This is a genomic window from Bifidobacterium psychraerophilum (genome assembly GCF_000741705.1).
GTDB lineage: Bacteria > Actinomycetota > Actinomycetes > Actinomycetales > Bifidobacteriaceae > Bombiscardovia > Bombiscardovia psychraerophila.
This window is the reverse complement of the sequence record NZ_JGZI01000009.1, coordinates 222,127-248,239: the sequence shown is the minus strand read 5'-3', so window position 1 is coordinate 248,239 and position 26,113 is coordinate 222,127. Positions and strand designations below refer to the sequence as shown.

General features: G+C 59.3%; 22 protein-coding genes and 1 pseudogene. 5 read left to right on the top strand and 18 right to left on the bottom strand.

Going from position 1 to position 26,113, the window contains the following annotated elements; translation table 11 throughout:
* Positions 1 to 44: 44 nt before the first annotated feature.
* From mtnN to BPSY_RS04860, 15 genes and pseudogenes are all read right to left on the bottom strand, one after another.
* Complete coding sequence (mtnN, locus tag BPSY_RS04925; protein WP_051921726.1) at positions 45 to 776, bottom strand: 5'-methylthioadenosine/S-adenosylhomocysteine nucleosidase; 732 nt, start codon at positions 774 to 776, stop codon at positions 45 to 47.
* A gap of 96 nt (positions 777 to 872) precedes the next feature.
* Entirely contained in the window at positions 873 to 2,066 is a 1,194-nt protein-coding gene (locus BPSY_RS04920) for a 3-deoxy-7-phosphoheptulonate synthase (protein ID WP_415455251.1), read from the bottom strand.
* 182 nt (positions 2,067 to 2,248) lie between these two features.
* On the bottom strand, positions 2,249 to 3,385 hold the full coding sequence (locus tag BPSY_RS04915; RefSeq protein ID WP_033494663.1) for a 3-deoxy-7-phosphoheptulonate synthase: 1,137 nt from the start codon (positions 3,383 to 3,385) through the stop codon (positions 2,249 to 2,251).
* A 216-nt stretch (positions 3,386 to 3,601) separates the two neighbouring features.
* Positions 3,602 to 4,939, bottom strand: coding sequence for a C1 family peptidase (locus tag BPSY_RS04910; protein ID WP_033495013.1), 1,338 nt, complete (start codon positions 4,937 to 4,939; stop codon positions 3,602 to 3,604).
* A 123-nt stretch (positions 4,940 to 5,062) separates the two neighbouring features.
* Positions 5,063 to 6,466: a coiled-coil domain-containing protein gene (locus tag BPSY_RS04905; RefSeq protein ID WP_051921725.1), complete on the bottom strand. Its 1,404-nt coding sequence runs from the start codon at positions 6,464 to 6,466 to the stop codon at positions 5,063 to 5,065.
* Positions 6,467 to 6,634: 168 nt separating this feature from the next.
* Entirely contained in the window at positions 6,635 to 7,312 is a 678-nt protein-coding gene (locus BPSY_RS04900; protein WP_033494662.1) for a pyroglutamyl-peptidase I, read from the bottom strand.
* 87 nt (positions 7,313 to 7,399) lie between these two features.
* The gene (gene ispD / locus BPSY_RS04895) at positions 7,400 to 8,230 is read right to left on the bottom strand and encodes a 2-C-methyl-D-erythritol 4-phosphate cytidylyltransferase (RefSeq protein ID WP_033494661.1); all 831 of its coding nucleotides are present in this window, start codon (positions 8,228 to 8,230) and stop codon (positions 7,400 to 7,402) included.
* A gap of 119 nt (positions 8,231 to 8,349) precedes the next feature.
* The gene (locus BPSY_RS04890; protein WP_081884321.1) at positions 8,350 to 9,405 is read right to left on the bottom strand and encodes a purine nucleoside phosphorylase YfiH/LACC1 family protein; all 1,056 of its coding nucleotides are present in this window, start codon (positions 9,403 to 9,405) and stop codon (positions 8,350 to 8,352) included.
* A gap of 57 nt (positions 9,406 to 9,462) precedes the next feature.
* A pseudogene (locus tag BPSY_RS11390) lies at positions 9,463 to 10,077 on the bottom strand (isochorismatase family protein); the annotation flags it as partial.
* 114 nt (positions 10,078 to 10,191) lie between these two features.
* Positions 10,192 to 11,058, bottom strand: coding sequence for an aldo/keto reductase (locus tag BPSY_RS04885; protein WP_033494660.1), 867 nt, complete (start codon positions 11,056 to 11,058; stop codon positions 10,192 to 10,194).
* A 219-nt stretch (positions 11,059 to 11,277) separates the two neighbouring features.
* The gene (locus BPSY_RS04880; RefSeq protein ID WP_051921724.1) at positions 11,278 to 13,578 is read right to left on the bottom strand and encodes a DUF2207 domain-containing protein; all 2,301 of its coding nucleotides are present in this window, start codon (positions 13,576 to 13,578) and stop codon (positions 11,278 to 11,280) included.
* A gap of 240 nt (positions 13,579 to 13,818) precedes the next feature.
* Complete coding sequence (locus BPSY_RS04875; protein ID WP_033494659.1) at positions 13,819 to 14,397, bottom strand: LemA family protein; 579 nt, start codon at positions 14,395 to 14,397, stop codon at positions 13,819 to 13,821.
* 173 nt (positions 14,398 to 14,570) lie between these two features.
* On the bottom strand, positions 14,571 to 17,237 hold the full coding sequence (locus BPSY_RS04870; protein ID WP_033494658.1) for a polyribonucleotide nucleotidyltransferase: 2,667 nt from the start codon (positions 17,235 to 17,237) through the stop codon (positions 14,571 to 14,573).
* Between the two features lie 309 nt (positions 17,238 to 17,546).
* Positions 17,547 to 17,816 carry a 30S ribosomal protein S15 gene (gene rpsO / locus BPSY_RS04865; protein WP_033494657.1) on the bottom strand — a complete coding sequence of 90 codons (270 nt, stop codon included), beginning with the start codon at positions 17,814 to 17,816 and terminating at the stop codon, positions 17,547 to 17,549.
* A 172-nt stretch (positions 17,817 to 17,988) separates the two neighbouring features.
* Positions 17,989 to 18,705, bottom strand: coding sequence for a hypothetical protein (locus tag BPSY_RS04860; RefSeq protein ID WP_051921723.1), 717 nt, complete (start codon positions 18,703 to 18,705; stop codon positions 17,989 to 17,991).
* Positions 18,706 to 19,192: 487 nt separating this feature from the next.
* On the opposite strand from BPSY_RS04860, the gene BPSY_RS11000 reads away from it, so the two are divergent.
* Positions 19,193 to 20,116 carry a siderophore-interacting protein gene (locus BPSY_RS11000; RefSeq protein WP_081884257.1) on the top strand — a complete coding sequence of 308 codons (924 nt, stop codon included), beginning with the start codon at positions 19,193 to 19,195 and terminating at the stop codon, positions 20,114 to 20,116.
* Between the two features lie 198 nt (positions 20,117 to 20,314).
* Here BPSY_RS11000 and BPSY_RS04850 read toward each other — a convergent pair whose 3' ends face one another.
* Complete coding sequence (locus BPSY_RS04850) at positions 20,315 to 20,824, bottom strand: hypothetical protein (RefSeq protein WP_033494656.1); 510 nt, start codon at positions 20,822 to 20,824, stop codon at positions 20,315 to 20,317.
* Positions 20,825 to 21,034: 210 nt separating this feature from the next.
* Between BPSY_RS04850 and BPSY_RS04845 the strand changes: the two genes are divergently transcribed.
* Both BPSY_RS04845 and BPSY_RS04840 read left to right on the top strand, forming a co-directional pair.
* The gene (locus BPSY_RS04845) at positions 21,035 to 21,277 is read left to right on the top strand and encodes a hypothetical protein (protein WP_033494655.1); all 243 of its coding nucleotides are present in this window, start codon (positions 21,035 to 21,037) and stop codon (positions 21,275 to 21,277) included.
* Between the two features lie 191 nt (positions 21,278 to 21,468).
* Positions 21,469 to 22,290, top strand: coding sequence for a M50 family metallopeptidase (locus BPSY_RS04840; RefSeq protein ID WP_202961777.1), 822 nt, complete (start codon positions 21,469 to 21,471; stop codon positions 22,288 to 22,290).
* On the opposite strand, the gene BPSY_RS04835 is transcribed toward BPSY_RS04840, so the two are convergent.
* Positions 22,267 to 23,175, bottom strand: coding sequence for a dimethylarginine dimethylaminohydrolase family protein (locus BPSY_RS04835; protein WP_157809780.1), 909 nt, complete (start codon positions 23,173 to 23,175; stop codon positions 22,267 to 22,269). The two genes, BPSY_RS04840 and BPSY_RS04835, sit on opposite strands and share 24 nt — an antisense overlap.
* 181 nt (positions 23,176 to 23,356) lie before the next feature.
* On the opposite strand from BPSY_RS04835, the gene BPSY_RS04830 reads away from it, so the two are divergent.
* Positions 23,357 to 23,962, top strand: coding sequence for a TetR/AcrR family transcriptional regulator (locus BPSY_RS04830; RefSeq protein WP_051921720.1), 606 nt, complete (start codon positions 23,357 to 23,359; stop codon positions 23,960 to 23,962).
* Positions 23,963 to 24,075: 113 nt separating this feature from the next.
* Positions 24,076 to 25,320, top strand: coding sequence for an MFS transporter (locus BPSY_RS04825; protein ID WP_033494654.1), 1,245 nt, complete (start codon positions 24,076 to 24,078; stop codon positions 25,318 to 25,320).
* A 26-nt stretch (positions 25,321 to 25,346) separates the two neighbouring features.
* Here the strand turns inward: BPSY_RS04825 and BPSY_RS04820 are convergent, their stop codons facing one another.
* Positions 25,347 to 26,081: an SDR family oxidoreductase gene (locus tag BPSY_RS04820; protein WP_202961776.1), complete on the bottom strand. Its 735-nt coding sequence runs from the start codon at positions 26,079 to 26,081 to the stop codon at positions 25,347 to 25,349.
* Between the last annotated feature and the right edge of the window lie 32 nt (positions 26,082 to 26,113).

The following is a 26,113-nucleotide window of genomic DNA, read 5'->3' as shown; positions in this document are numbered from 1 at the left end:
CACAGGCTTTTCACCATGCAGCCACGCGACCACGCGGATGTGCTTCAGAGTTCAGCCAGGATACGAATGACCAGCCGTGCGGCGGTATCCGCGTATTCGCTGATGTCGAATTCCTTGAACACTTCGTAATCGGTATCGGCGTTATCGCTCAGGGCCCGGATCACCAGTGCCGGCACCGAGTTCCTTGCCGCCACATGACATACCGCAGCGCCTTCCATCTCCACAGCATCCGCACCGGTGAGCCTGACAACCTGCTGCGTCTTCTCCTGCGTATCGACGAAATAGTCGCCCGAGGCGATGATCCCGACGATATGTGTGATGTCCATCTGGGTCAAAGCATGATCAGCGACATCGATCAGGTGCTGATCGGAGTGGAATTCCTCGCTGTGAGGCGCGAATTGCCCGATAAGACGCATATCGGAATCCAGATAGCGCAGGGTGCCTCCCAGCACCACGTCATTGATGTGCAGGCTGGGATTGAGATTCCCGGCGATGCCAGAGAAGATCACCGCCTCCGGCTGGTATGTGTCTATCAGATGCTGTGTGGTCGCCGCCGCGTTGACCGTTCCCATGCCTCCGACCGTCGCCACCACCCTCAAACGGGTGCCGTCGGCCTTGAGCAGATTCCCGGCGACCACATCCAGGCTTGCCTGTTTCGAACGCTCCAGGTGCCGCGCGTCATCAAGTGAACGCGCGATGAGCTCGACCTCCTCGTCCAAGGCACCGATGATCGCAACCGTCTGCTCCACATCGTCAGAACGCCGCTTTTCCGTCATATGAATTCTCCTGCCATACAGTTATGCCGTCATCACGAGCCTAGTCGAGGGGTGACGAGAAAGGGACGATGCCGCACGCACGCTTCCCGCTTGCGCCTAATTCCACCGGCGTGTGCTGACGGCATCCGCAAGCTCGCGCAGCACCGTTTGCGTATCCGACCATGAAATGCATTTGTCCGTGATGGATTTCCCGTACACCAGTTGATTGAGCGGTGCCGCGGGCTGATTGCCGCCTTCGATGAAGCTCTCCATCATGATGCCGGTTATTCCCTGCTCACCGGCAGCGATGCGCGATGCGATCTCTCTGACGACACCGAGCTGCCGATGCTCATCCTTACCCGAGTTGCCATGAGAGGCATCGATGAGCAATCCATGGGAAGCAGCCGAGCGCTCAGGCAGTTCCTGACGGACGGCGGACATCGCCGCAGCCACCGAATTCCGGTCGTAATTCGGTCCGTGGGAGGATCCTCTCAACACGACGTGGCAATCCGGATTGCCCAGTGTCTCCACGGCCGCGGCCCGACCCTCATGGTCTATGCCGAAGAAGGTATGGCGCTGTGCAGCGGTGAAGCATCCGTCAACCGCCGCTTTGACGCTGCCGTCCGTGGCGTTCTTGAATCCGACCGGCATCGACAGGCCGCTGGCAAGCTGGCGGTGAATCTGGCTTTCCGTATTACGCGCCCCTATGGCGCCCCACGTCACGGCATCGGCTATGAACTGCGGTGAGGTGGGTTCCAGGAACTCGGTTGCGGCGGGCAGTCCGGTGCCCAATACGTCGAGCAGAATCCTGCGTGCCAGCAACAGACCTTTGCGGATATGATGGCTGCCATCCAGATCGGGATCGTTGATCAGCCCTTTCCACCCGACGGTGGTGCGCGGTTTCTCGAAGTAGACACGCATCACCAGCAGCAGCTCGCCTTCCAACTCCTGCTTCAGCCGTGCCAGACGCTGGGCGTAATCGAGCGCCGCGCGCGGATCGTGCACCGAGCACGGTCCGACGATCACCAGCAGACGGTCGTCCTGCCCATAGAGGCAAGCCCTCACTTCATCACGGGAGTATGCGACCACATCACGTGATTGGGGGGTCAACGGCAGATCGGTCAGCACCTGGGCCGGAGTCGGCAGAGGGTCGAGTTCCAGCACCCGTCGATTCACGATCGGGTCGATGCCAACCTCATCCTCCCAGCGTGGCACCCCATCAAGAGACAGCGGATTCTTCCCATCCGCTATGGCCTTGCGGACGGCGTCGCGTTGGATGGCATCACGATCAGCAGGAAAGGCAGTCATCATCTCCTCCATTTCTCGTCCAATAGTAACCATGCTCAACATGGGCCGGTCGGTCATGTCACGAATATAAGCGAGTTGCAAGACTCCGGACATCATCAGCCCCATCCGGAGGAGCTGCACGGTGCGAAAACCCCCAGCTTGTCTTGCATGCGTAGAGCATCGGGCACGGAGCCGCGCCAGATGCCCTACGCAGCGCGGCGTGTGCTCACTGCCTCCGCGAGTGTATGGAGCAGTTGCTCCGTGCGGCTCCACGAAATGCAGGGATCGGTCACCGACTTGCCGTATGTCAATTGCGGCAAAGGAGCAGGATGCTGATTGCCCGCCTCGATGAAACTCTCCATCATGATGCCGGAAATCCCCTGCTCACCGTGTGCGAGGCGGGCTGCGATCTCTTCAACGACCTCGGACTCGATATGCTCGTTTTTGCCTGAATTGCCATGCGCCGCGTCGATGACCAGTCCATGCAGACTCGGACCGCCTGCCTGTGAATGCCGTAGGGCATCCATCGCCTCCCGCACCGAATCGCTATCATAATTGGGTCCATGCGAGGAACCACGCAGAATCAGATGGCAGTCGGCATTGCCCCTGGTTTCGGCGGCGATAACGTGACCGTCAAGATTGATTGACAGAAAATGATGCTCCGATCCGGCGGCGAAGCAGGAATCGGCGGCCGCTTTGACATTGCCGTCGGTCGAGTTCTTGAATCCGACCGGCATCGACAGGCCGCTCGCGAGTTCACGATGAACCTGGCTTTCGGTGTTGCGGGCTCCGATGGCACCCCAGCTCACCGCGTCGGAAAGATACTGCGGGGTAATCGGATCAAGCCACTCGGTGGCTGCCGGCACACCCGCGGCAAGCACATCGAGCAGAACGCGACGGGCGAGCCACATACCCTTACGGATGTCATAGCTGCCGTCAAGATCGGGATCGTTGATCAGCCCTTTCCACCCGACGGTGGTGCGCGGTTTCTCGAAGTAAACACGCATCACGATCACCAGGCGATCCGACAGCTCGGCATTCACCGCCGCCAGGCGATGGGCATAATCCTTCGCAGCCTTGGGATCGTGTATCGAGCAGGGACCGACGACGACCAGGAGGCGGTCATCGCGGCCATGCAGCACATCACGCACGGCGCGACGCGATTTCAACACCAGATCGGCCTGCTCGGACAATAAAGGAAGTTCTTTGATGAAGGATCGGGGGGCCGGGATCGGATCCAGCTGCCGGATATTCACATCGACGGTCTCGGGAAGCACCGCCTGCTCGCCAAGCCGCCGACGCTTCACGTCTTCGGAACTGTCGGGACCACGCAGGTCTGCCATTGCTTCTCCTCATATGACCGAATGATTGCCGTCACCGTCCGGAGCGTCACTGGACGCCGTCCTCGATGCTGGGACACTGCGACACCACAATAGCGGATGCGCGATGTTCATCGTACGCGGTATCCAAACGCCAGCGTGCATTCCCCATACACGCTGGCGTTTGGATACCGTTTCAATCTCACGTCCTGCTTGAAGGACGCGGGATTCACACCATCATCAGGCGAGGGCTCCCATCGGATCCCAGGCCGGAAGCATGATGGCAGGCTCCTCAAGCGCTTTGAGATATTCATCAGGCAGCATCGACTTGGGGACGGCCACCTCGTAGACGTACTCGCTGAACCAGGGATCGTCCATGGTGAAGTACCCCTTGTCGGCTATCTTGCAGCCCCATGAGTTCTCCACACGCCAACGCCTCGTCGTGGTGCCGTCATCGGCAACATCGACACCGACAAACGCCATCGCATGATTCATCGCGGAATCAGCGAAACGGACACGCTGCTCCTTGTCCAGATCGAAGTCCACATCGTAGACGCGGTCATACTCGAAGAGATCGGTCGCCCATGCACCGTTCTTACGGTCCATCATCGGATGGCAGTCCGCACCGAACCACGCCGGGATACCCTGCTCGGCAAGAATCCTGCGCACACAGTCCTTCATGAACTGTCCTGGGACATTCAGATATTCGGTCGGTGTTCCACCGACCACATTGCCCAGATGCTCGATACCGATCTTGCGACCCTTCGGATGCTCGGAACGGGGATCGTCCACGAGGCAGACATAATCCTCGAGCCCTGCATCCACATACTTCTTCCAGAACTCCTGCGGGGTGATTTCACCGTCTCGATGGAATTCGCCGTCGGCATCGGTCCACTCCCAATCAAAGCTGGTCGGAGGCGTGCCCAGATGGATCGTGAGCATGCGGTGACCGGCCTCGACGGTATCCTTGATGATGCGCTCGATATCCGCACCTTCGGCATACATATGCGCGACCGCCTGATGCAGCAGCGAACGCAGCCGGTGATTCATCTCGGTGGTGTTCCGTGACGATGCGGTTTCCGGGAACAGATCCTTGGGCACCGCCCCGTACTTCTCATAGACGTTCAACGCCATCGTCCACTGTCCGCCATCACCCATCACGTCCTGCAACAGATGCTGGATCAGACGCGAATCACTGGGCTCTCCTTTGGCGATCAGGCTCGCCACATCCTGCACAAAATAATTGATGCGCTCCAACTTATCGAAATACATCGCATAGTTCTGCGAGAATTCGAACTCCTTCAGATTCAGGGAGCGCTTCGCGATGAAACGCGCGACATTCAGCGAGCTGAACAGCCAGCAACGGCCGGAACGCTCCTGGGAGGTCACCTCGCCGTTGTCAACGGTCACGGAGAAACGACGCTGCAGCAGACGCGAGCGATCGTAGTTGCGCGAGACCTCGTCTATGCCTGCGGCAGTCACCGCATTCATGGCCACGCGATTCGACGCCTTCGATTCAAATTCCTCGTTCAAAGCGGTCAGTGTCTGATGATCCAGAGCCTTGAGGGTATCTGTCATATTGTGATAATCCTTCATCTACATATTTGGAGATAATCCGACTGCCATCCTATAACAAAGAATCGCCGCACCCCAGACAGGGAATGCGGCGATTCACGGGTGCCCTTCCGAAGGGATCAGGACTCAGCCTTGCTCCCGCTGGTCTTCGGAGCGTTCGTCATCCTCTTCCCCGGCCTCAGCTTGATCGGGAACAGTGTTCACTACAGGCACATCGGGGCCACCATCCTGGCCGCCGTCCGTAGCGTCACCCTGGGATGCGGCGGCATCGTCCGAATCGTCATCAACCGCGAAAGCCCCGAAAGACTTCGTGAAGATCGAACGCAACTCATCAACCCTGGCAGTGATCGTCGCTTCGCGCTGCTGCAGCTTCGCGATACGGCCATTGAGGCCATCCAGCTCCTCCTGGGCCGCGTTCCTGCGTTCCTCGACCTGGGCCTGCGCCTGCTCTTCGGCCTCATGAAGCAGCACGGCCGATTCATGTTCAGCCTGGGAGCGCTTATCCGCGGCATAGGCGTCCGCCTCCTGACGGGCGGCTTTGGCCTGTCCGAGCAGCTCCTCCGTTTCCTTGGCGGTCTGCACCCTGCGCTCCTCAAGATGCTGCAGCAATTCGTTGACCTTGGCCGTTGCCTCATCCTGTTGGGCGGAGATATCCGCCCTGATCTGCTGCACTTCCGCGGAGACCTTCGACAATGTATCGGCTCGGGAGACCACGGCTTCGTCGACGATCTGCTGGGCCTTCGTCCTGGCATTGTCCGTGATCTCACTCGCCTTGCGCTTGGCGTCGGTCAGCGTCTTGGACACCTGTTCACGCACATCACCCAGACGCTTGTTCGCCTCGGCGAGCGCCTGCTGTATCTGATCGTTGGCCTCTGACTTGAGCCTCGTGATCTCAGCATCCGCCTGCTGGCGCTGCTCGGCGATTTTCCTCGCCGATTCGGCCTGAGCCACTGAAATCTCATGCTCCTGGGAAGCGCGCTCGGCCGCCAGACGCTTGGCATGCTCCTCACGTGAGTTCTGTAGCTCCAGATCAAGGGCCTGTCGTTGCTCGGCGACCGTCTTGGCTGCCGTTGCCTTCTGCTGGTCGGCCTGCTGCTTCGCCGCCGTCGTGATCGTTTTCGCCTGATCCTGTGCGTTGCTGAGCAAGGACTTGGATTTCGCCTCGGTCTCGTCCAGCAGTCGTCTTGAATCGATCTTCGCGTTATTGACGAGGGTGTCGGCCTCTTCCTGGGCTGAACGGCGGGTGGTAGCCGCATCCTGCTTCGCCCTGTTGAGCAGTTCCGTACTCGTCTGTTCGGCGGATGCCAGGAGCTGCTGCGCATTGGCACCTAAGGAGGCGAAGGAATCCTTTGACCCTTTGCTTTTGCGTGCCTTCTCTTCCTGCAGTTCAGCTTCCAATTTGAGCACGCGTTCGTCATAAGCGCGTATCTGCTCCCTGAGCCGTGCTATGTTCTCGCGAGTCCCTGCAAGTGCAGCATCCACACGTTCCTTGTCATAGCCGCGCAACGCAATCGGAAAATTGTCCGCCATATCCACTCCTGTTCACCATCAATGTGCCGCCGTCAATCGCCCATTAATCAACGTGCATGCATGAATGAACTCTAACTCAAAGCGGCCGAAGATTCATACAAAGATTTCCATCCGACACATTCTCAGCGCAACACGCCGGAGGCAGTATTTCCATGCCAGCCCGAGGGCTCATACAAGCATGACATCCGGCGAGGTCGGCTCTTGGAAATATCGTACGCTACGCCTGATCACGGCCTGCCCGGCCGCTATCTGCTGTCTGATCGGAAGACCGTATTCATGGCTTGCCGACTCATTGACCAGCGGGAAACTGACGAAGCCCGACAGCACATGCTCCTGCTTGGCGGTCCAATTGAGCAGATTGTAGAAGAGACTGTTGCAGACGTAGGTTCCGGCATCCGAACTCAACGTGGCGGGTATGCCATGGGAACTGAAATCGGTGAGAATGGATCGCAGCGGGAGCCTGGTCCAATACGCTGCAGGACCGTCGGGTCGGATGGGGATCAGTTCCTGATCCTGCTCGTCGTCGCCTCGGCTCGAGGCATCGCGCTGGTTCGTGGCACAACGTTCAAGCGCCACTCCCCTTGCGGCATGCTTCAAACCTGTGGCGACCACGATATCCGGTTGTATGCGATCCAGGACCTCGCGAAGTCTCGGCCAGGCATCCGAAAAACTCACCGGCAACATCGCGGTGGTGATATCGATCTGGATGCCATCCAGGACACCGTCGTCATCGGGCAGCGATTGCAGACCCTGCTCTTCAAGCGCTTTGGGCACCTCGTACGAAGGGTTGACCTTGACGTCCTCATAACGGTCGAACCCGGAAACAACAACGCTGAACTTCTCCATGACCCAAGTCTATATCGCCCGTGAACCCCGATCATCGGGAAAGCCGGCAAACAACACCCGTATACAGCTCACGCACACGGCCACAGGCTACTGACCGAGTGCCGATGCAAGCATCTGGTGCATCTCCTCCATGGCCTGCCGCTTGACATCCTGACCATCCAACGACGCCGCGATGCGCTCGGCATACAGCAGATCCTCAGGTCTGGTGATCTTGATATTCGTCTCATCACCCGCGACGATGGTCACCATCTCGTCGGGCATGAATTCCAGAACCGCACGTGTGTCATCGGTCGCTTGGAAATCAGGGTCATGCGCCGCCCTGTCGTATGCGCTTCGGATGGTATGGAATCTGAATGCCTGCGGTGTCTGGGCGCGGAAGGTCCTGCCGCGGTCAGGGACGCTGCCGACGACCGTACCTTCGCCGAGATCACGGCCGAGCAGCACCGTATCAGTGGATTTCACGGCGGCCGTGGCCGCGTTGAACTCGTCGAGAGCCTCGATGCAGGCATCGATCGTACGGGCGTTCACGAAAGGTCTTACCGCATCGTGAATGAGTATTTTCGCTTCTTCGGGGATTCCCGCCGAGGCGAGTGCCTGCAAAGCCTCAACCGTGCTGTCCGCACGATTACTGCCTCCTGATATCACCATGCGAAGTTTGGTGCAGGAGCCAAGCAGTCCCTCGATCTGGGCGCGTACCTGAGGGTTGACCACAACGACGATATCCGTCACCGCCGGATGCCGTTCGAAGGCCTCGACCGACCACGAGATGACGGCCTTGCCACCGACCTCCAAGAGCTGTTTGGGATGCCCGGGATCCAGACGCGTCCCGAATCCCGCGGCCAGGACGACGGCGACCACCGGCATCTGGGGTCGGGGCCCGCGCGCCGCGGCATGCTTCTGATTGGCTTGTTCTGTCATACACACCACAGTAAAAAGCCGTGAGCAGACGCACCTGCACATTGCCTCATTCTGCACGGAACATGCAATAGCGCATCCTGTGCACGGCGCCTACGCGACGCCCGTGCACAGGGGAAGGCTCAGACGCGCATAATCAAGGCGAGCATGCGCCCTTCCTGCCGTTTACCGGCCAGAACCGAGGCACGGTGCGAATACCAGAGCGGGTTTTCCAAGGTGCAGAGACCATGCCGCATATGTGAAAGCCGAATAGGCAGGGTCTCCCCGCCGTCGCTCTCGCAGATGCGCTCCAGCTCATCATCCTCGCGGAGATACTGGGTCGCCGCCTCGACGCGCGAGCGGGCCGAGACGATCCGGTGCACACCTGCTTTGGACAGCTCATCACGTGCGGCCTGAGCGATATCGACACCAGGGCCGCCGAAGCGGGTCACCGTTCTGGTGCCGGGGAAATGCGCTTCGAATTCCTGCGCGATGTCCTCGCCGACCTCGTAGCAATCGCCACAGATGCAGGGACCCAGGGTCGCCACTATCCCTTCACGGTCGGCACCGCGGGAGACCATCAGATCGACCGTTTCACCGATGATGCCGCGCACCAAACCCATCCGCCCGCAGTGAGCCGCGGCGATGACGCCATGTTCGGGGTCCGCCAGCAGAACCGGCAGGCAGTCGGCTGCGAACATACCGAGTGCGAAAGCTTGCGAAGTGGAGACCTGCCCGTCCGCAGACACCGTGTGTGCTTCGGCGCTTTCCGCCGCATCGCTCAAGCCCTCGGCGACCGGGGCAACCGCCGTCGATCCGCTCGCGTCGAAACCATAGGGTGCGTTACGCGTCCACAGCTCATCGGCATCGACGGCGCGGCCAGAATGCACCTGGCTGATCAAGGACAGCTCATGGCCCAGTTCCTGGGACAGGGCCATACGGTTGGTCACCACATTGAGCAGTTCGTCACCACCTTTGCCACCAAGGTTGAAGGTCGCATAGTCCCCGCTTGAGCTCCCGCCGAGGCGTGTGGTGAATACGACGCGAACGCCGGGAGCCAGATCGATCGGTATGGTTACGGGAATCGGCACACCATGCTCATCATGCGTGGCGATGGCGCTCTCATCAAGTATGCCCGTCTCTTCGCCCTCGGTGCCTGCCACGGCAGCGTCTCCGGCAGCAGCATCCTTCACTGACATGCCATCCGCCACGGTGTCCTCGGCAGCGGCGCCCTCCAGGGCTACAAGCCATGGCACTATATCGATCCCCTCGGCGAGCATCTCCTCACGTGCGCGGATACCCTGCTCCTCGCTGACGGGGACGGTCAGATTGCTGAAGACCCGGACGTGATACCCGAGCCTGCTTGCATCGAGCGCCGTCTCCTTAACACAGTGGGACTCGGCGATACCCACCACATCCACGTCGCTGATGCCGTGTTCCTGCAATGCCGCGGCCAGTGTCTGGTGCCTGTCCAGCGCCTCCTGCACCTCATCACGGCTCGGATGCTCCGCGTTCGCGCCGAGCTCGACACCTTCGAAACCCGAGTATGCAGCCGCATACTGCCCCTTGGTGAAGTGGTGTGGGATATCGAGGGCTTCGATCAGTGGATGAAGCCGCGCATTCGGTGTGCCTGCGACACCGTGGGCAGGCCAGGTGTCCACGAAATCAGGGCTCTGTGAGAAGTGGGAACCGGGCTCGATATGCCAATCCTGGGTTGTGGCGATGTAATCGTACGCGTCATAGCGTGCGTGGACGAAGTCAGCGATGCGTTGGGCCGTGGCATTCCCGCCTGCGACGGCGAGTTCACCGCCCTCGCAGAAGGTCGGTTGCACATCCACGATGATCAGGGCCCTTGAAGCCTGTGCCGTCATTACTCCCCCTCATTTTCCTGCATATGCGTGCGCCACCGAGCCGTCTATGACGATGCCGATCCGCCCCCGCTCATGCGACGGAGCGGCCCGGCATCGAACATCACCGACAGTCGGTCAGCCAAGCTGAGCCAACTCGTCAACCGTCAGTCCCAACTCACCCGACTGCAGGGAGTCAAGGATCGTCGCCGGGCGGTGTGCACCGGGAATGACGAAGACATGGGTGCCCTTGCTGAGCTCCCAGGCCAGCACGACCTGTTGGTAGCTCACACCGCGCTTCGCCGCTATGCCTTTGAAGGCTTCGAATCGGGTTTCATCCTTGCTCTTGCGGAATCCACCGAGAGGACTCCAGCACACGAAGGCCAGACCTTTCTCCGCAGTGTATTCCAAGGTGTCTTCGGTATCGCGGAACACCGGTGAATACTGGTTCTGGACCGCAACGAGATCGTCTCCGAGGATGCTCAGCGCTATGTCGATCTGATCGATGCTCGCATTGGAGATACCGATTGATTTGGCCACCCCCTCATCGGCAAGCTGCTTCATCGCGCCGATCGAGTCCTCATAGGGGACTTTCGGATCGGGACGATGGAAATACAGCAGGTCGATGCTCTGCACGCCGAGGGCCCTGGCAGATTCCCTGCCTCTGCGGATCAGGTTCTCCGGGCTGCCATCGACATCCCAGGTCGGTTTGCCGTCGGTGAAATTCCTGAAATGACCGACCTTTGTGGCCACCAGAACCTCATCGCGCGGACCACTCCAGGATTGCAGGGCCTGACGCACCAGCTCCTCACCGCTTTGCTCGGGGCCACCGGACTCATAATATGCCCATGCGGTATCGATATGACGGCATCCGGCATCAAGCGCGGCATGAATAGTTTCAACCGCCTGGTCATGATCCGGTTTGCCCTCGATGGTCAGCGGCATCTCCCCCAGACCGACCGCGGTGGTGCTGTACTGTCCCAGGTTCCTGGCGAGCAAGGTCATCAGAGTTCCCTTTCGATTCGACAGCGCTACACAACACTGCGTTCTGCAACGCTGTCCTTCACAACAATGGTTTTCGACAACGGTTTACGACAACGGTTTACGACAACGGTTTACGACAACGGTTATACAACGCTCCACAACGGCGATTCACCATAGTGGAGACCTCAGCGGCGGCTACGGGCATCGGTTATTCCACACTACACTCCGAAGCTGTCCGCTTCACCGACCGCCAAAGGAGCCGCCGCCTGATCCGCCACCGCCTCCGGCGAATCCGCCACCTCCAAAGGAGCCCCCTGACGAGGACGAAGGAGCCGCCGCCTGGATGGTCGAATGGATCGATGCGAAGCTGGATGTCAGCTGGCCACCGATATCCCCGAAACCTGCGGTGAAGTTGCCCGGAGGCATGGATCCAGGCCCTCCGCCCGTCAGGCCGTTGCCACCCATGCCGTAGCCGTATGCGGCACCTGCGAAGGCCCAGGGTCTGTATGTCCAATACAGGAGTGAGCCCGAGGCATTGTCATCAAGCCATTGGGGATCACTCAGCTGGGGGTATGCGAGCGCAAGCTGTCTGAGAGCCTGGTTGCTGATCCCGAATGCGGCCGCATAAACGAGATAACGGTCCCACAGAGCCAGATCGTTCACTCCTCGATCCTCGAAAGCACTGAAATCGAGGAGATACCGTCTCAGTCCATGCACCTGACCGGCATACTGCTGTCCCTTCTTGGTGAGTACCGTGAGTTTGCCGTATCCCAGAGCGAACACCGAGCAGACCAGCAGGAGGAAGCCGACCATAAGACCGATGGCCAGGCCTGCACCACCCCCACTGAACAAGGCGAAGACCAATGCCACGACGCCGAGAACAAGACCCAAGGAACCCCACCCTATGGAGCTGGCGACCGAATCGGTGGCCCCGAGTTTGGCGAACTCCCCACCAACCGCGTTGGTGAAGCGTTCCTGCTCCTTGTATCCGGACTGCCATTTCTTGAAGTTCTCCTGCATCTGCTTGAGGTCGAAAACAGGTGTCTGCAGACGTTTGGCGGCAACCTCCAGCAAATGCAGCGCAGCATCCTCCGAAATGCTGAGGTGCAAGGATTTGCGGTTTTCGGAGCACACCGGGTTGATCACAATCGTCGAGGTCGATGCGAAGGCCTTCTGCGAGCGTTTGTCCTGATTCGCCAGCATGCCGGAAATGCCCACCGGGTTGGTATGCAGCAGATCGACGCCGTAATACGAGGAAATCGGACCCGGGTAGATCGAAATCGCGTGTTTGGACGAAAGCGACAAGACGCTTGAGGCCATCTCCCTGGAGGACTGGTTCGCGCTTCCTCCTTCCAGGATGTCGTTGAGCTGTGCGGCCGAGGCGGGACTCATATCCGGCGGTTCACGCCAATATTCGATATCACCGCTGTACCGCGATCTCCCATAATTGCGGAAGGCGGCGCGTATGGCTTTGTAACTGATGAACACCGCCACGATGGCGGCTGCAATCCAGCCAAGGATGGTCAGTCGCGCCTTGAGACGGGCGTCGTCCCGGGCTTTCTTCTCCTGCTGGGTCTCGGCATCGATGATTTTCTGCTTGACGTTCGAGGCGCTGCTTCGTGCCACCTGATCGCTGGCCGATGAATCGAACATCGCCACCAGATTAAGATGCTGGCCCGGATTCACATTATGGGCCTTGAATGTCAAGCCACCATCCGCGGTACGGGAGGTTTCCGAAGTGCCGGCGTAGTGCAACCACGCCCATGAGTTCTTGGTGGATACACCCTCGGGGAAACTGACATTCGCCGTCACCGTTTCGATGGGGATCTGGTTGCTGTCGCCGAAAGGCTCCCACTGGAAACTGGTCACATCGGGATGTGCGGTACTGATGCCGTGGAAGGTCATCGTGATTTCGAAGACCATGCTTTCGGCGCTGTTGGTCTGGGGGATGTTCCAACCGATCTCAACCGGATACTTGCCGGAAGCCTGGGATGCACCGGGAGTGTATTGGCTTGGATTCTGCGAATCACTCACATCGGCTATATACCAATGGCCTGCCTGCTGACCGTCCCAATCCGATGTGCTTTGCACCTGGCTGGGAGGTATCGGAGCGATCTCACTGTAATTCTGATCGTCGGTGACATTGCGTACGGAAACGTCCGAGATGGAAGTCAGGTTGTCCGGATTGATCGTGTATTGCTGATACAGCTGGCGCCAGGGTTTGGTGTTCCCATCGTCGTCCTCACGCTCACCAAGACGTATCGTGACGCGCTGCTTGATTCTCAGGTCGCCGTTCTTCAGCACCTGTGTGTCGTAATGCAAGGCGGTGTAACTGAGATCCGCCAAACTGACACCGTCGGCACTCACACCCAGAGCGATGAGCGAGAGCACGGATGCCAGCACGAATGCGATTATCGCGCATACGAGGAATCTTCCTGTGTTCCATGACAAACCACGTTTGCCCCGCTGATGGGGATCCTGGTCAGATGCCTCCGTTGTCGTGCGCACTGGCGGCTCTTTGGACTGCGCCTCTGTTTGCATTGCACTTCTCCTCTTCTTGCACTGCTCCCGGCTGTATGAGCTGCGACGCCGGATATCCCCGGCTCATGCCGTGGCCGGGTGTGATGCCTGACGGCGCGGCAGTGCAATTGCGAGGCACCGATGCGCCGCAGTCCCTTTGCATCACACGATGGCACGCCGCTCTGCATAGGATCATGTCGCGTCAAGCGGCCGTCCTATGCACCGGGGCGGTCAGTCAGTCGATCTGCTTGGCGGTAGCGCTCACTTGGAGAAGCTGACCTGCGGAACGATACGATCCTGATCCACGGCCTCGAAGAACTGTGCTTCCTTGAAGTGGAACAAGCCCGCGATGATGTTGCTGGGAACGCTCTGGATCTTGGTGTTGAACTTCTGCACCACATCGTTATAGAACTGGCGCGCATAGGCGATCTTCTGCTCCAGCTGATTGAGCTGGTTCTGCAGATCCATGAAGTTCTGGTTGGCCTGCAACTGAGGATAGGCTTCCGCTGTGGCCTGCAGGTTGACCAGCGCGTTGCCGAGCTGACCTTCCGCCTGCGCGCGCTCTGCCGGCGTCCCGTCCTGTGCGGCCTGCACGGCGCGCGCCCTGGCTTCGGTCACTTTCTGGAACACCTCTGACTCGTGCCCTGCATATCCTTTGACGGTTTCGACAAGGTTAGGCACGAGATCGGCACGCTGCTTGAGCTGAACGTCAATCTGCGCCCATCCGTTCGCCACCCGGTTGCGCAGGTCGACGAGAGAGTTGTATGCGCCGACGCCCCAAAGAACCAGCAGGACGATCAGCACGACGATGACAATGAGTGTAATGGTTAAACCGTTCATACACACCATTCTCTCATAGTGCGCTTTTACCCGGGTGTGCCCCGGAAATGCGACAGCGTGCAAACCGGCACCATGCGCGCACCTTCATCGGGCGTGTCGGGTACTGGTTTGCACACTGTAGGCAATCAGAACAAATCGGCGATATGAGCTGAAATCGAATCAGCCCGAATCACCTACTCCTTGTCGAAAGGATCGAAGTCGTGACGCACACGGCGGCGAGGACGCTCGGAGCGCTCTTCGCGATCCGCACGGTACTCGTCGTAATGCTCATCGGCGGCGTAATGGACGTTCTCACGACGACCACGGTAGCCTCCGCGATCCGAACCACGATCCGAAGCACGGCGATCATCACGGCCACGACCGCCACGACGATCGTCACGATCGGAACGATCGCTATGGTCACGGCGCTCGTAGCTGTCACCACGGTCCGAACGCTCATCGCGACCGCCACGCTCTGCACGGTCATTATGATCGTAATCGCGGTCGTCACGACGGCGAGGACGCTCATCACGACCACGATCGTCATACCGTCCACCACGATCACCACGGCCTGAGCGATGGTCATCGCGGCCGCGGCCGCCACGACGATCGTCACGATCGCGTCCACCACGGTTGGAAGAAGCGTGCGCGCTTTCCTGATCTTCGAATCCTGGGATCGCCAGAGAGATCTTGCCACGGTCATCCACGCCCTGGACGATCACCTCAACGGCATCACCCTCCTTGAGGACGTCCTCGACCGCATCCACACGCTCACCGTTGGTGAGGTTCCTGATCTGCGAGATGTGCAGCAGACCATCGGTCCCCGGTGTCAGGTTCACGAAGGCGCCGAAGCTCGTCGTCTTCACAACCTTGCCGTTGTAGGTCTCACCTGCTGCAGGAACATGCGGATTGGCGATCTGATCGATGATCTCCTTCGCCTTCGCGGCGGCCTCGCCACCCTCGGAGGAGATGAAGACGGTACCGTCATCTTCGATGCTCACGTCGGCACCGGTGTCTTCCTGGATCTGGTTGATCATCTTGCCCTTGGGCCCGATGACCTCACCGATCTTGTCCACCGGAACGCTGGTGGTGATGATGCGAGGAGCGGTCGGGCTCATTTCGGCAGGTCCGTCGATGCATTCGTTGATGACCTCAAGAATCGTCGTACGGGCTTCCTTCGCCTGCTGCAGTGCCGCAGCGAGGATATCGGCAGGAATGCCGTCGAGCTTGGTGTCCAACTGCAATGCGGTGATGAATTCCGAAGTACCCGCAACCTTGAAGTCCATATCTCCAAAGGCATCTTCAGCACCGAGAATATCGGTGAGGGTCTTGAAGATATGCTGGCCGTCGACGTCACCTGAGACCAGACCCATGGCGATACCGGCGACAGGCGCCTTCAGCGGCACACCGGAAGCGAGCAGAGCCAGTGTGGATGCGCAGACGGAGCCCATTGAGGTCGAACCGTTGGAACCGATGGCCTCGGAGACCTGGCGGATCGCATATGGGAACTCTTCACGGCTTGGCAGCACAGGGAGCAACGCACGCTCAGCCAAAGCACCGTGACCGATTTCACGACGCTTGGGCGAGCCCACGCGGCCGGTCTCACCGGTCGAATATGGCGGCATCTCGTAATTGTGCATGTAACGCTTGGAAGTCGGGCCTGAAAGCGCGTCGATTTGCTGTTCCATCTTCAGCATGTTGAGCGTGGTAACGCCCAGAATCTGCGTTTCGCCGCGCTGGAAGAGCGCCGAGCCGTGAACGCGAGGAACGATATCCACCTCTGCGGAGAGGGTGCGGATGTCGCGAAGACCGCGACCGTCGATCCGGTAATCCTGGGTCAGGATACGGCGACGTACGATCTGGCGCTGCAATTCCTTGAAGGCGTTGCCGATCTCCTTTTCCTTCTCAGCGTCATCCATATCGGTGAACTCCGAGGCAAGGCTTTCCTTGACGCTCTTCTTGATCTCGCTGATGCGCTCCTGACGTGGCAGCTTCTCCGCGATGGAGAGGGCCTCGTCGAGATCCCCATGGGCGATCTGGTCGATGCGGTTGTACAGATCATCGGTGAACTCGGGGAAGAGCTGGAAGTCCTTGGTCTCCTTCGCGGCCTTGGACTTGAGTTCATCCTGGGCTTCGCAGATGACCTTGATGAAGGGCTTGGCGGCCTCAAGGCCTTGGGCGACCACATCTTCGTCAGGCTTGATCTGGCCTTCGTCATAAATCAGCGTCCAGGCATTCTTGCCTGCGCCCGCCTCGATCATGGCGATGGCGACATCCCCGCCTTCGACCACACGACCGGCTACGACGATTTCGAATACCGCGCGCTCACGCTCGCTCCAACGCGGGAAGGCGACCCACTGGCCGTCGATAAGAGCAAGTCTCACACCGGAGACCGGACCGCTGAAGGGCAGGCCGGAGATCAGCGTTGAAGCCGAGGCCGCGTTGAGTGCGACCATGTCATAGGAATCCTCAGGATCCAGCGCGAGGATGGTCTCTACGACCTGTACCTCATTGCGCAGGGTGTGGGGAAACAGCGGACGGAGCGGGCGGTCGATGATACGGCACGCCAGGATGGCCTCGGTTGATGGACGGCCTTCACGACGGAAGAATGAGCCCGGGATCTTTCCCGCGGCATACATCTTCTCTTCAACGTCCACGGTCAGCGGGAAGAAATCGTAATTCGCCTTCGGGCTGGAACCTGCTGTGGTGGTGGACAACACCATCGAATCATCATCAAGATAAGCTGCTACGGCCCCATCCGCCTGCTGGGCGAGACGACCCGTCTCTAGGCGCAATGTGCGCGTACCAAATGAACCATTGTCTATAACGGCCTCTACGGCCTTGATTTCGGGACCCTCCAAGGGTTCCTCCTTCTGTTGACTTCTACTAATCAGTCATCTGTTCCATCGCCTATGAACCCCGTGCCCATAAGCTGCTCTTGCAACGGGCGGGTCGATTGACGCCCCACCCAACGAGTGCATTCACCGAATGCCCTCGACATACTGTGCGCGGCATACCTGGCCGCGTGATCCTCGCCGGAGATTCCCCGTGAATCTGTTTCGACCGGCCGTGTTCTTCCCGGCCCGCCGTTATCTAAGCAATACTGCTCACCTGTCTGAACATCAGCATGCAAAAGCGCCCGAGCGCAAGGCCCGGGCGGAAGAATTCAATTATCGGCGCAAGCCGAGACGCTCAATCAGCGAACGGTAGCGTTCGATGTCAACGCGCTTGAGGTAATCAAGCAGACGACGACGATCGCCAACCATGAGCAGCAGACCACGACGTGAGTGGTGATCGTGCTTGTGCTCCTTGAGATGCTCGGTGAGATCCGTGATGCGTTTGCTCAGCAGCGCAACCTGAACCTCGGGAGAACCCGTGTCGCCTTCATGCGTCGCATACTTGGTGACGATCTCTTGCTTTTCTTCAGTCGTAAGTGCCACGACTCCTCCTTATTATCTGCTGCGCGGTGCCACGACCCAATGTCGAAACGCTCTCAATCCGCGGGCGGAAACACGCCACCCGCCAGTATACACACAACCCCTCACCATCCGCCGGGCCTGTACGGCGACGTGACGAAGCGCCTCCTGATGTCAGGTGCAATCACACCGTGAATCACACCATCGTCAGCAGGCCACCGAAGAGCACGATGACCAGAGCAAGAACCTCGATAACCGCGAAGACCGACAGCGCGGCCCAACTGCGTGTGAGCATGTTCAGCGGTGAGTCCTTCTTGACCAGAACCAGAATCGCCACGAAAAGCACCGCGAACACCACCGCACCGAATCCGGCGGCGATGATGCCGAGGTTGGCCGCATTCGCCAGGTATGCCTTATCGCCGAACACCACGTAGGTGCTGTACCAGAAGGACATCTTCAACAGGCATAAACCTGCGATGAACTGTTCGGCGGCGACGCTGAGCAGCAGAATGACCCGCCACGTCCAGGAGCGCGCCTCGATGACGCACATCGCGATGCTGACGATCGCGATGAAGGCCGCGGTCCATGAAAGGAATGCAATGCCCCGCGGCTCGAATACATCCAGATAAGCGATCAAGGTCTGTGTATGCCTCACCGCCAGTGAGCGGCCGATACCATAGGGAGCGATAATCGCCACCAACAGGGCGACGATGAATATGACCCAGCTCACCGGTCTGGAGCGTTTGCGCTCGATATCCGCAAGCGAAAGCTTCCGATCCGTCATCGCCTCCGCAGGCGCCGTCTCCGAGTTCGGACTCTGGGATTCGGTGGTCTCGGGGCCATACCCCGTATGTTGAAGCCCATCAGCCGAACCGCCGGACGCCCCCACTGTGGATCCCGTCTGCTGTGTCATTCCGTATCACCAACCCGCTTATCGCAAAATCCTGCACTCGTCACAACCGTGTACCACTCACCAAAGCTGTACCGTCTAAGCAGGTACCGCCTACGGGCTGTGGAGCCGCCGCGCCGAAGCCCGCACAACGGCCCCGGGCCGATCCACCACCGCACGGCCATCGGGCCAGGCGGCTGCGCGACGTTCGTTCCCGCGACCATGTTCCCACAGCATTCGCCGTTACCCGTATCTCGCAGTTAGGTTATCACGGAAGCCTGCCATGCGGAGCTTCCATAAGGTCCGGGACGCTCGGCGCGACCCGGCTGGGCAAAGCCACCTTGCGCCCTTCGCATAAGGGTATTGGAGAAGCGGGGATCTTCGTTAACACTCGGCAGACATGAAGGCTCTGCGCACAGGAAGATCGACGACCGTGACGGTTTCGTCACGACCATCCGGTGCAGTGGCAGAGGATTCGAATATGAACGGCACAACATCTGCGAGGTGACCCATGCATAATCGACCTGGCGTGAAAGAACGCATACCCTATCAGCCGCGAGCGCGGAGACTGGTGGTCACGCAAGTCGACGACCTCTCCGACACGATTCATCGCATCCATCTGGGAGGTCCCGAACTTGAACCCGAATTCCCCTTCATACGCATGGGTGTTGCCGATCATGTGAAAGTGGCCGTCCCCGATGCCGCATTCGAATCGTCCAATGACTCCGGAGCAGGTGCGATCTCCCCGGATTCCATACGCGGCGCCAAACTCGCCTTGCGGACATATACCGTGCGAGGCATGGATGCGGAACGGCATGAGTTGCTGCTCGATTTCGTCTGTCACCCGCAAGGAGGCGTCGGCAATTGGGCCCAGCACGCATCGGCGGGCGATCATCTGCTCGTCATGGGCCCCAGAGGCAACACGGTGTATGACGACGGTTACGATGCCTATGTGGTCGCCGTCGATGCCACCGGTCTGCCCGCTGCCGCACGATGGCTCGAAGAGACCCCGCCCGAATGCCATATGGAGATAATCGTATTGCTCACGGGTCCCCAGGCCGAGGCGACGGTCGACGCCGAACTTCATCTGGGCAATACCAACGATGATCGCCCTTATGTCTCCGTACGGATCGTCACCTCAGACAGCGAGGATTTCGTGCGACACATCAAGCATGCGATTGATTCACTGCCCGGGAAGGGACGTTCCCTCCTCTGGGCTGCCGGCGAAGCCAAACAGATCGCCGCGATCCGCTCGCTGACAGCAGCGTCCGGGACTGACGATGGCCTTGAGGTCTCACTCCACGGCTATTGGAAAGAAGGCCAGCTCGGATATCATGAGGGCCATGGGGCACAGGCCCGTGATGCCTCCACGGACAGCGGCGACCGGGCGCCCGTCCAATGGAGAAGCACCGGAAAAGCCACGGCAGGCAAATGAAGCGGGACGAAGCCCGATATTCGAGCGAAGCCACCTTGAAGTAGAAGACACCTTGGCATACAAGTGACCGGACTCCATGCACCACATCACGCACGGAGTCCGGTCAGTATATAGGGAGGGACCCTGGGACCATGACGGTCACAGACACCGGTTCTGAGATCGGCAAGCCCGTTCCCGTATCAACAGGCACATCCTCTATCAGTAGGTGAAGGGCTGCAGATTGAAGATTCCGATGATCAGGGTTGCGATCAGGGCCAGAATCGAAATGATGATACCGACCACCGAGAAAATGTAGGTGATGCGGCTGCGTTCCTCACCTTTCTCGGGGATAAGCAGACCAACCGCCGACATCACCAGACCGACGGTGCCGAAGGGGCTCAGATACTTGTTGTATTGCCAGACCACTACGAAGAGTCCGATCAGAGCCAGGATGAAACCGGCGATCGCGAAACCCTTCGCCGCACTGCCCTTCGTCCTGTCAACCTGAATCTGCTGCATCGGGTTCGGCGACTGAGGGATGCCGGGTTGCGCGGATGGCAAGGGACGCGGAGCGTATCCATATACCGGTTGTGGACCTGCCTGCCGGTTCTGGGCATTAGCGTTGAGCTGCGGACCTTCCTGCCGGTATGACTGTGGCGCACCCAATGGAGTGCCTCCGTTGGGATCCCCTTGCACATTGCGTGGAGCATTCGTTTGTTCGTCCGTCATATTGCACCTCTTCTCTCTTGACCCGAGAACCCGTGGCCCGGTCATCAAACCGCCGAATCTCCAAAACCTACGGGTTTTAGCATTCTCCATGCTACCTGAATGTCCTTTGGATACCCTTGGGCTTCATCAAACCTTCAAGCCCACAGCGAATCCTCAGCTTACGGTCATATTCGGTGTTTAGAGTCTTCACCAACGCAAGGAGGCGTAGATATGAATGCACGCATCAATCCAACATGGGCTTTCTGCCATGGGATTCCACAACAATTCGTCACTGAGGCGAGCCCAAGCGACGAGGCCGTGACCACACCGGTGGATGCCGCGCAGCAAGACGCGCGCCAGGAGGGGAAAGCCCTTGTACGGGGATTCGCCAAAATCGAAGGCGAATCGGCCATCAATGATGCGGACAACGATCTCGCCGATTGGGGAAGGATGCTGAAAGGCTTCAGCGTCTGATTCCCTGATTCCTTCTACGCTCAGCTATCCGGCTTTATGACCGGATTCCGCCCCTCCCGGGATACGCAGGGCACGAAGTGGACTCAGCGCAGGTTCAGGCTGGTATGCGACTGTTGGTGATATCGATGGGCATCATGTGACATGAAGGCCATCGCCGCACCACGTGCCAGCAGACCACAGAGGAGTCCAACGTGTCTTCATCGTTTATCATCACGACGTCCGAAGGCATATCACAGGGCATATCAACGGTACTGCAGAGCATATGGGTCTCCTCGGTCACGCCGGTCCACGATCTGGACGCCAATGCAATCATGCTGGCTGCCGTACTGTGCCTCCTGCTCGTTGCAGTACGCCCCGTATGGCGCATCGCCCGCAATGCCATCACCATCGCCCACGAGGGAGGGCACGCGGTCGCGGCCTTGCTTACCGGCAGAAAACTCTCGGGGATACAGCTGCATTCCGACACCTCCGGCGTGACCGTCAGCTACGGCAAGACACAAGGCTTCGGCTACTGGCTCACTTGCTTCGCGGGGTACCTTGCCCCCGCGCTCTGGGGATTGGGCTGTGCGGCCCTGGTCGCAGCGGGCTATGCCACCGGCGCGCTGTGGCTTCTGGTGATACTGCTCGCTTTGATGCTCACACGCATCAGGAACGGATACGGAGCAGCCAGTGTGATCATCTGTCTCATAGCCGTGGTCGCGCTATCGTGGTGGGGCTCGCCGGATATGCGTCTGCTCGCCGCCACAGTGCTTGCGGGATTCCTGCTGCTGGGTTCGATACGTCCTCTTGTCGAACTGCAGATCCAACGCACCCAGGGGCGGGCCGGACAATCGGATGCGGATCAATTGGCCCGACTCACCCATATCTCAGCATTGCTGTGGATTCTCCTATGGCTGCTGATCGCGCTCATCGCACTGTGGTATTCCCTTCAATGGATCACCGCTCAGGCAGGAGGGATGTCTGCGGTATTCTCCTTGCAGACCTTGCAGTCACTGCTGCTCTCCTGGCGCTGAGCGCCCGGCACCACGACGTAATGGCAAGGTGGCACAGCGGAACCCGCCCGGGAACTTGGTGACCTCGGAGAAATCCAGGGGCACCGGCTCGACGTGATGGGCACGCAGACCTTCCGCCAGGCGACGCGCCCGTGAATCGATGATGATTCGATCAGGTGCGAGAGCAACGGTGTTGACCATCAGCGCACGCGCCTCGGCGTCATCGGCCTCGATGAGTTCAAAACGCTCGGCGATCAGACTGCGTGAATACGGTGTCAGTGACGAGGAATGAATATAGCCCAGCTTGGGACCCACCATCGTGAACTTCGTGTCCAGATGGACGACGCCTCTGCCTGAAAATTCGATGGGCACTATCTCACGATCGATGCCCGCACGGGCGAAGCATGATCTGAGGGCACTGATGCCCTGCAGATTGGTAGCTTCACTCAGACCGACGAAAACAACGTCATCGGTGACCATGACGTCACCACCCTCGATATGCCCCGATTCGATCCCTTCGACCTTTGAGAACTGCGGTAGGTACCGTTCAAGGGCGCGCTGCTCCTTCTGCCTGATGGGATCGCGCGAACGAGAGAGGATCAGGGTGTCATCCACGGCGAAGGCGATGTCCCGTGGGTAGAGCTGTATGTCAACATCGGGTACCGATGGGAGCGTGTGCACCTTGACACCCGAATCGACGAGAGTCTGCACCAGCTGCTCATGCTGCCGTCTGGCGATGCTGTGATCGGGAACGCGCACCGTATTGTTCTCCACATATCGCAGGCTTGCCAAATCCGGATACCGCAACGATCCCCAGATCAGGTTCCACCAGTTGAAGGTCTTGTAAGGGCCGACTATCACTTCGCGGAGTTCGGCTATATCACTGGGATTTCCGATCTGAATCATGATGGTTACCATCCTTCATTGCTGTTGGCGCACTCCTTGATCTGCCGACGGATGCGCATAGATGTGGCCGATGCCGGTTCATCGAACAATATTGGCCATTTGTCCAATATAAATGACTCCCCGTTATCCGTCAAGCGTCGCACCATGGAGAGGGTTGTGAGCACTCGCTATGCTTACAAGCATGAGCAAGATCGTGAACCACTCCGCACGCCGTCTCGAAATCGCCGATGCATGCCTGGCAGTGGTGTCGAGAGCGGGTCTGTCGGGTGCGACGACGCGGGAAATCGCCAAGGAGGCCGGGGTTTCGCACGGCATCATAGCCCATTACTTCAACAGCAAGAACGACATCCTGAGGGCCGCCCTGCAGCGCTCATACCAACAGCTGGCCGAACGCATCGACGCGAACCTGAACGGTTTGTCGGGAACCGCGGCATTGCAGCAGGCCATTCACGACGCCCTTCCCATCGACGAGGAGGGGAGGATAGGCGAACAGATAGAACTTGCCTTCTGGGCCTACGGACTGGGCAATGCCGAACTGGCGGAAGAACGATGGCGCTCATACACGGAATGGCGCCGTGCATTGGAGATACTGATCCGGGGCGCGCAGGCGCAAGAACACCTCGAAGGTCCGGACCCCACGCTTGTGGCCGAGACCATCATCTGCACACTCGACGGTCTGGGTGCACAGGTCGCACTCTATCCGGACCGGATAACCCCCGAACGCATGTTCGCCATCATGGATGCGACCCTGGCCGGTTTCGGCTTCGTTACGGCCACGGACATCTGAAGTAAATTCTCGTTGGAGGCACAGGCCGACAACAGCTTCATGCTTTATATTGGCCATATGTTCAATATAAAACAGAAATTCTTTTCCTCGACACCACACCGAATGAGGCGTCATTGAGCGCGGCCATCGAGGGCAATGCGCTCTCCCGACCAAGGATAGGACGTGGCTATTACCCCGCTCTCATAGCGGCCAGCACCACCATGTGGTCGATTATCCTAGGCCCGGTACTCAGCACGATTCCCAGCCAGGTGAACGCCATAGCGCCAGGGAACAAGGTCTACGGACTGGCTCTGGTAACCGGAATCGCAGGAGTGGTCGGCATCATCACGAATCCGCTGATCGGACATCTCAGCGACATCACCAGCACCCGACTCGGAAGACGTATCCCCTGGCTGCTGGCAGGTCTTGCGGTCATCCTTCCGGTTTCCGTGGTGATAGGCGACGCACGCACACTCGGGGAACTCGCCCTATGGTGGACACTGCTTCAGATCGGCGCCAATATGCTGATGGCTCCGACTTCAGCCACCATACCCGATCTGGTTCCGGAACACCGCAGAGGCATGGCATCGGCCTGCCTGGGCATTGCGGCCGCGGTCGCACCGGTGCTCGGCACAGGCGTGCAGACACTGCTTGCGTCACCCCGATCGGTATATCTGACTCTGGGCGCGCTCATCGTCATAGCCCAATTGTTCTTCATCCTGACGATACGAGGCGACCGCGCCCATCCGCCGCTCCAACAGACAAGGAAGGAAGGAGGACCCCATCACGATCTCCTGCCCCACAGCAAGGACTTCTGGCTCGTATGCGCACATAGGATCCTCTTCGGCCTTGGACAGAATATGGCGCTTGCCTATCTCTTCTTCTACCTACAGGACGTCATCCATTACGCGGAGTACCATCCGGGGCAATCCACCGACGATGGGGTTCTTGCGCTCACCGCCGTATACGCCCCCTGCGTCATTATCGCCGCGGTGGTCTCAGGTTCTCTGACAGATCGAACGCACCGCTTCAAGTGGTGTCTTGTGGCGGCCACGGTCATATTCGCGGCAGGCGCCGTACTCGGTGCCGTCACGGGCAGTTGGATCGGAGTGATGGCGCTTGCGGTGCTGACCGGCATCGGATACGGTGCCTACGCATCGACGAGTATGGCCATGGCGGTGCACCTGCTGCCTGACGACAATCGGCGTGCCAGAGACCTCAGCCTCATCAACGTCGCCGATCTGAGCGCCATCGCCCTCGGTCCCATCATCGCCGCCATGGGCATCGCCGTTTCCGGATATTCCGCGGTATTCATCGCTTCCGGGATATTGGTCATTATCAGCGGCATCGCGATCACACGAATCCGGGGTGCTCACTAGATCCGCATATCGCGGCAGGGACGGCGTCAGAGTGCCGACACTCCCCCATCGACATGTATGGTCTGGCCGGTGAGGAAGCCACACTGCATGGCGAAGAGGTATGCCGATGCCACTTCACCCACAGTGGCGACCCTGCCAAGTGGAATGGCGGCGCTCATCTGTTCCTCCGTCCTTTCGATCTCCTGCGTGGCCATGTGTCTCCATAACCCTGTTGGGGTCCATGCGGGCGCTATGGCATTGACCCTGATATCCGGAGCGAGCTCAACGGCCAGGCCTTTGACCAGCAGGTCGACTGATTGATTCCCGATAATTGCTCCCGAGGCATCGTAAGGGTGTCCGCCCGATCCGGAGGTCAGGGTCAGACTCCCGGCATGCGCGATGTGGGACGCGACGGTTTTGGCGACCGTCAGGGATCCGATGAACTTCGTCTCTGCGGCCAGCCTGACGTCTTCGATGCTGTTATCCATGAAACCTCCGCCCATGGCACCACCGATCATCGATATCACATGCTCGTAGGCATCCCGTTGCTTCAGGAATGCTTCCAGGTCGTTCTCATGCGTCGCATCCAAGACCACGACTTCGCCACCGTGACGCTCGTCCATAAGAACCTTCATCGCTTCGGCACGGGAGCGCTTCCTGCCGATCACGGTTACAGACGCGCCCCGTTCGGCGCTTTCGAGTGCTACGCGCTGGCCGAATCCGGAGGTCCCGCCGATCACGAGGACCCTGGTCCCCGCGAGACCCTCTGTCATATCAAGCATGTTCCACCCACGATCCTCAAGGAATGATCAGC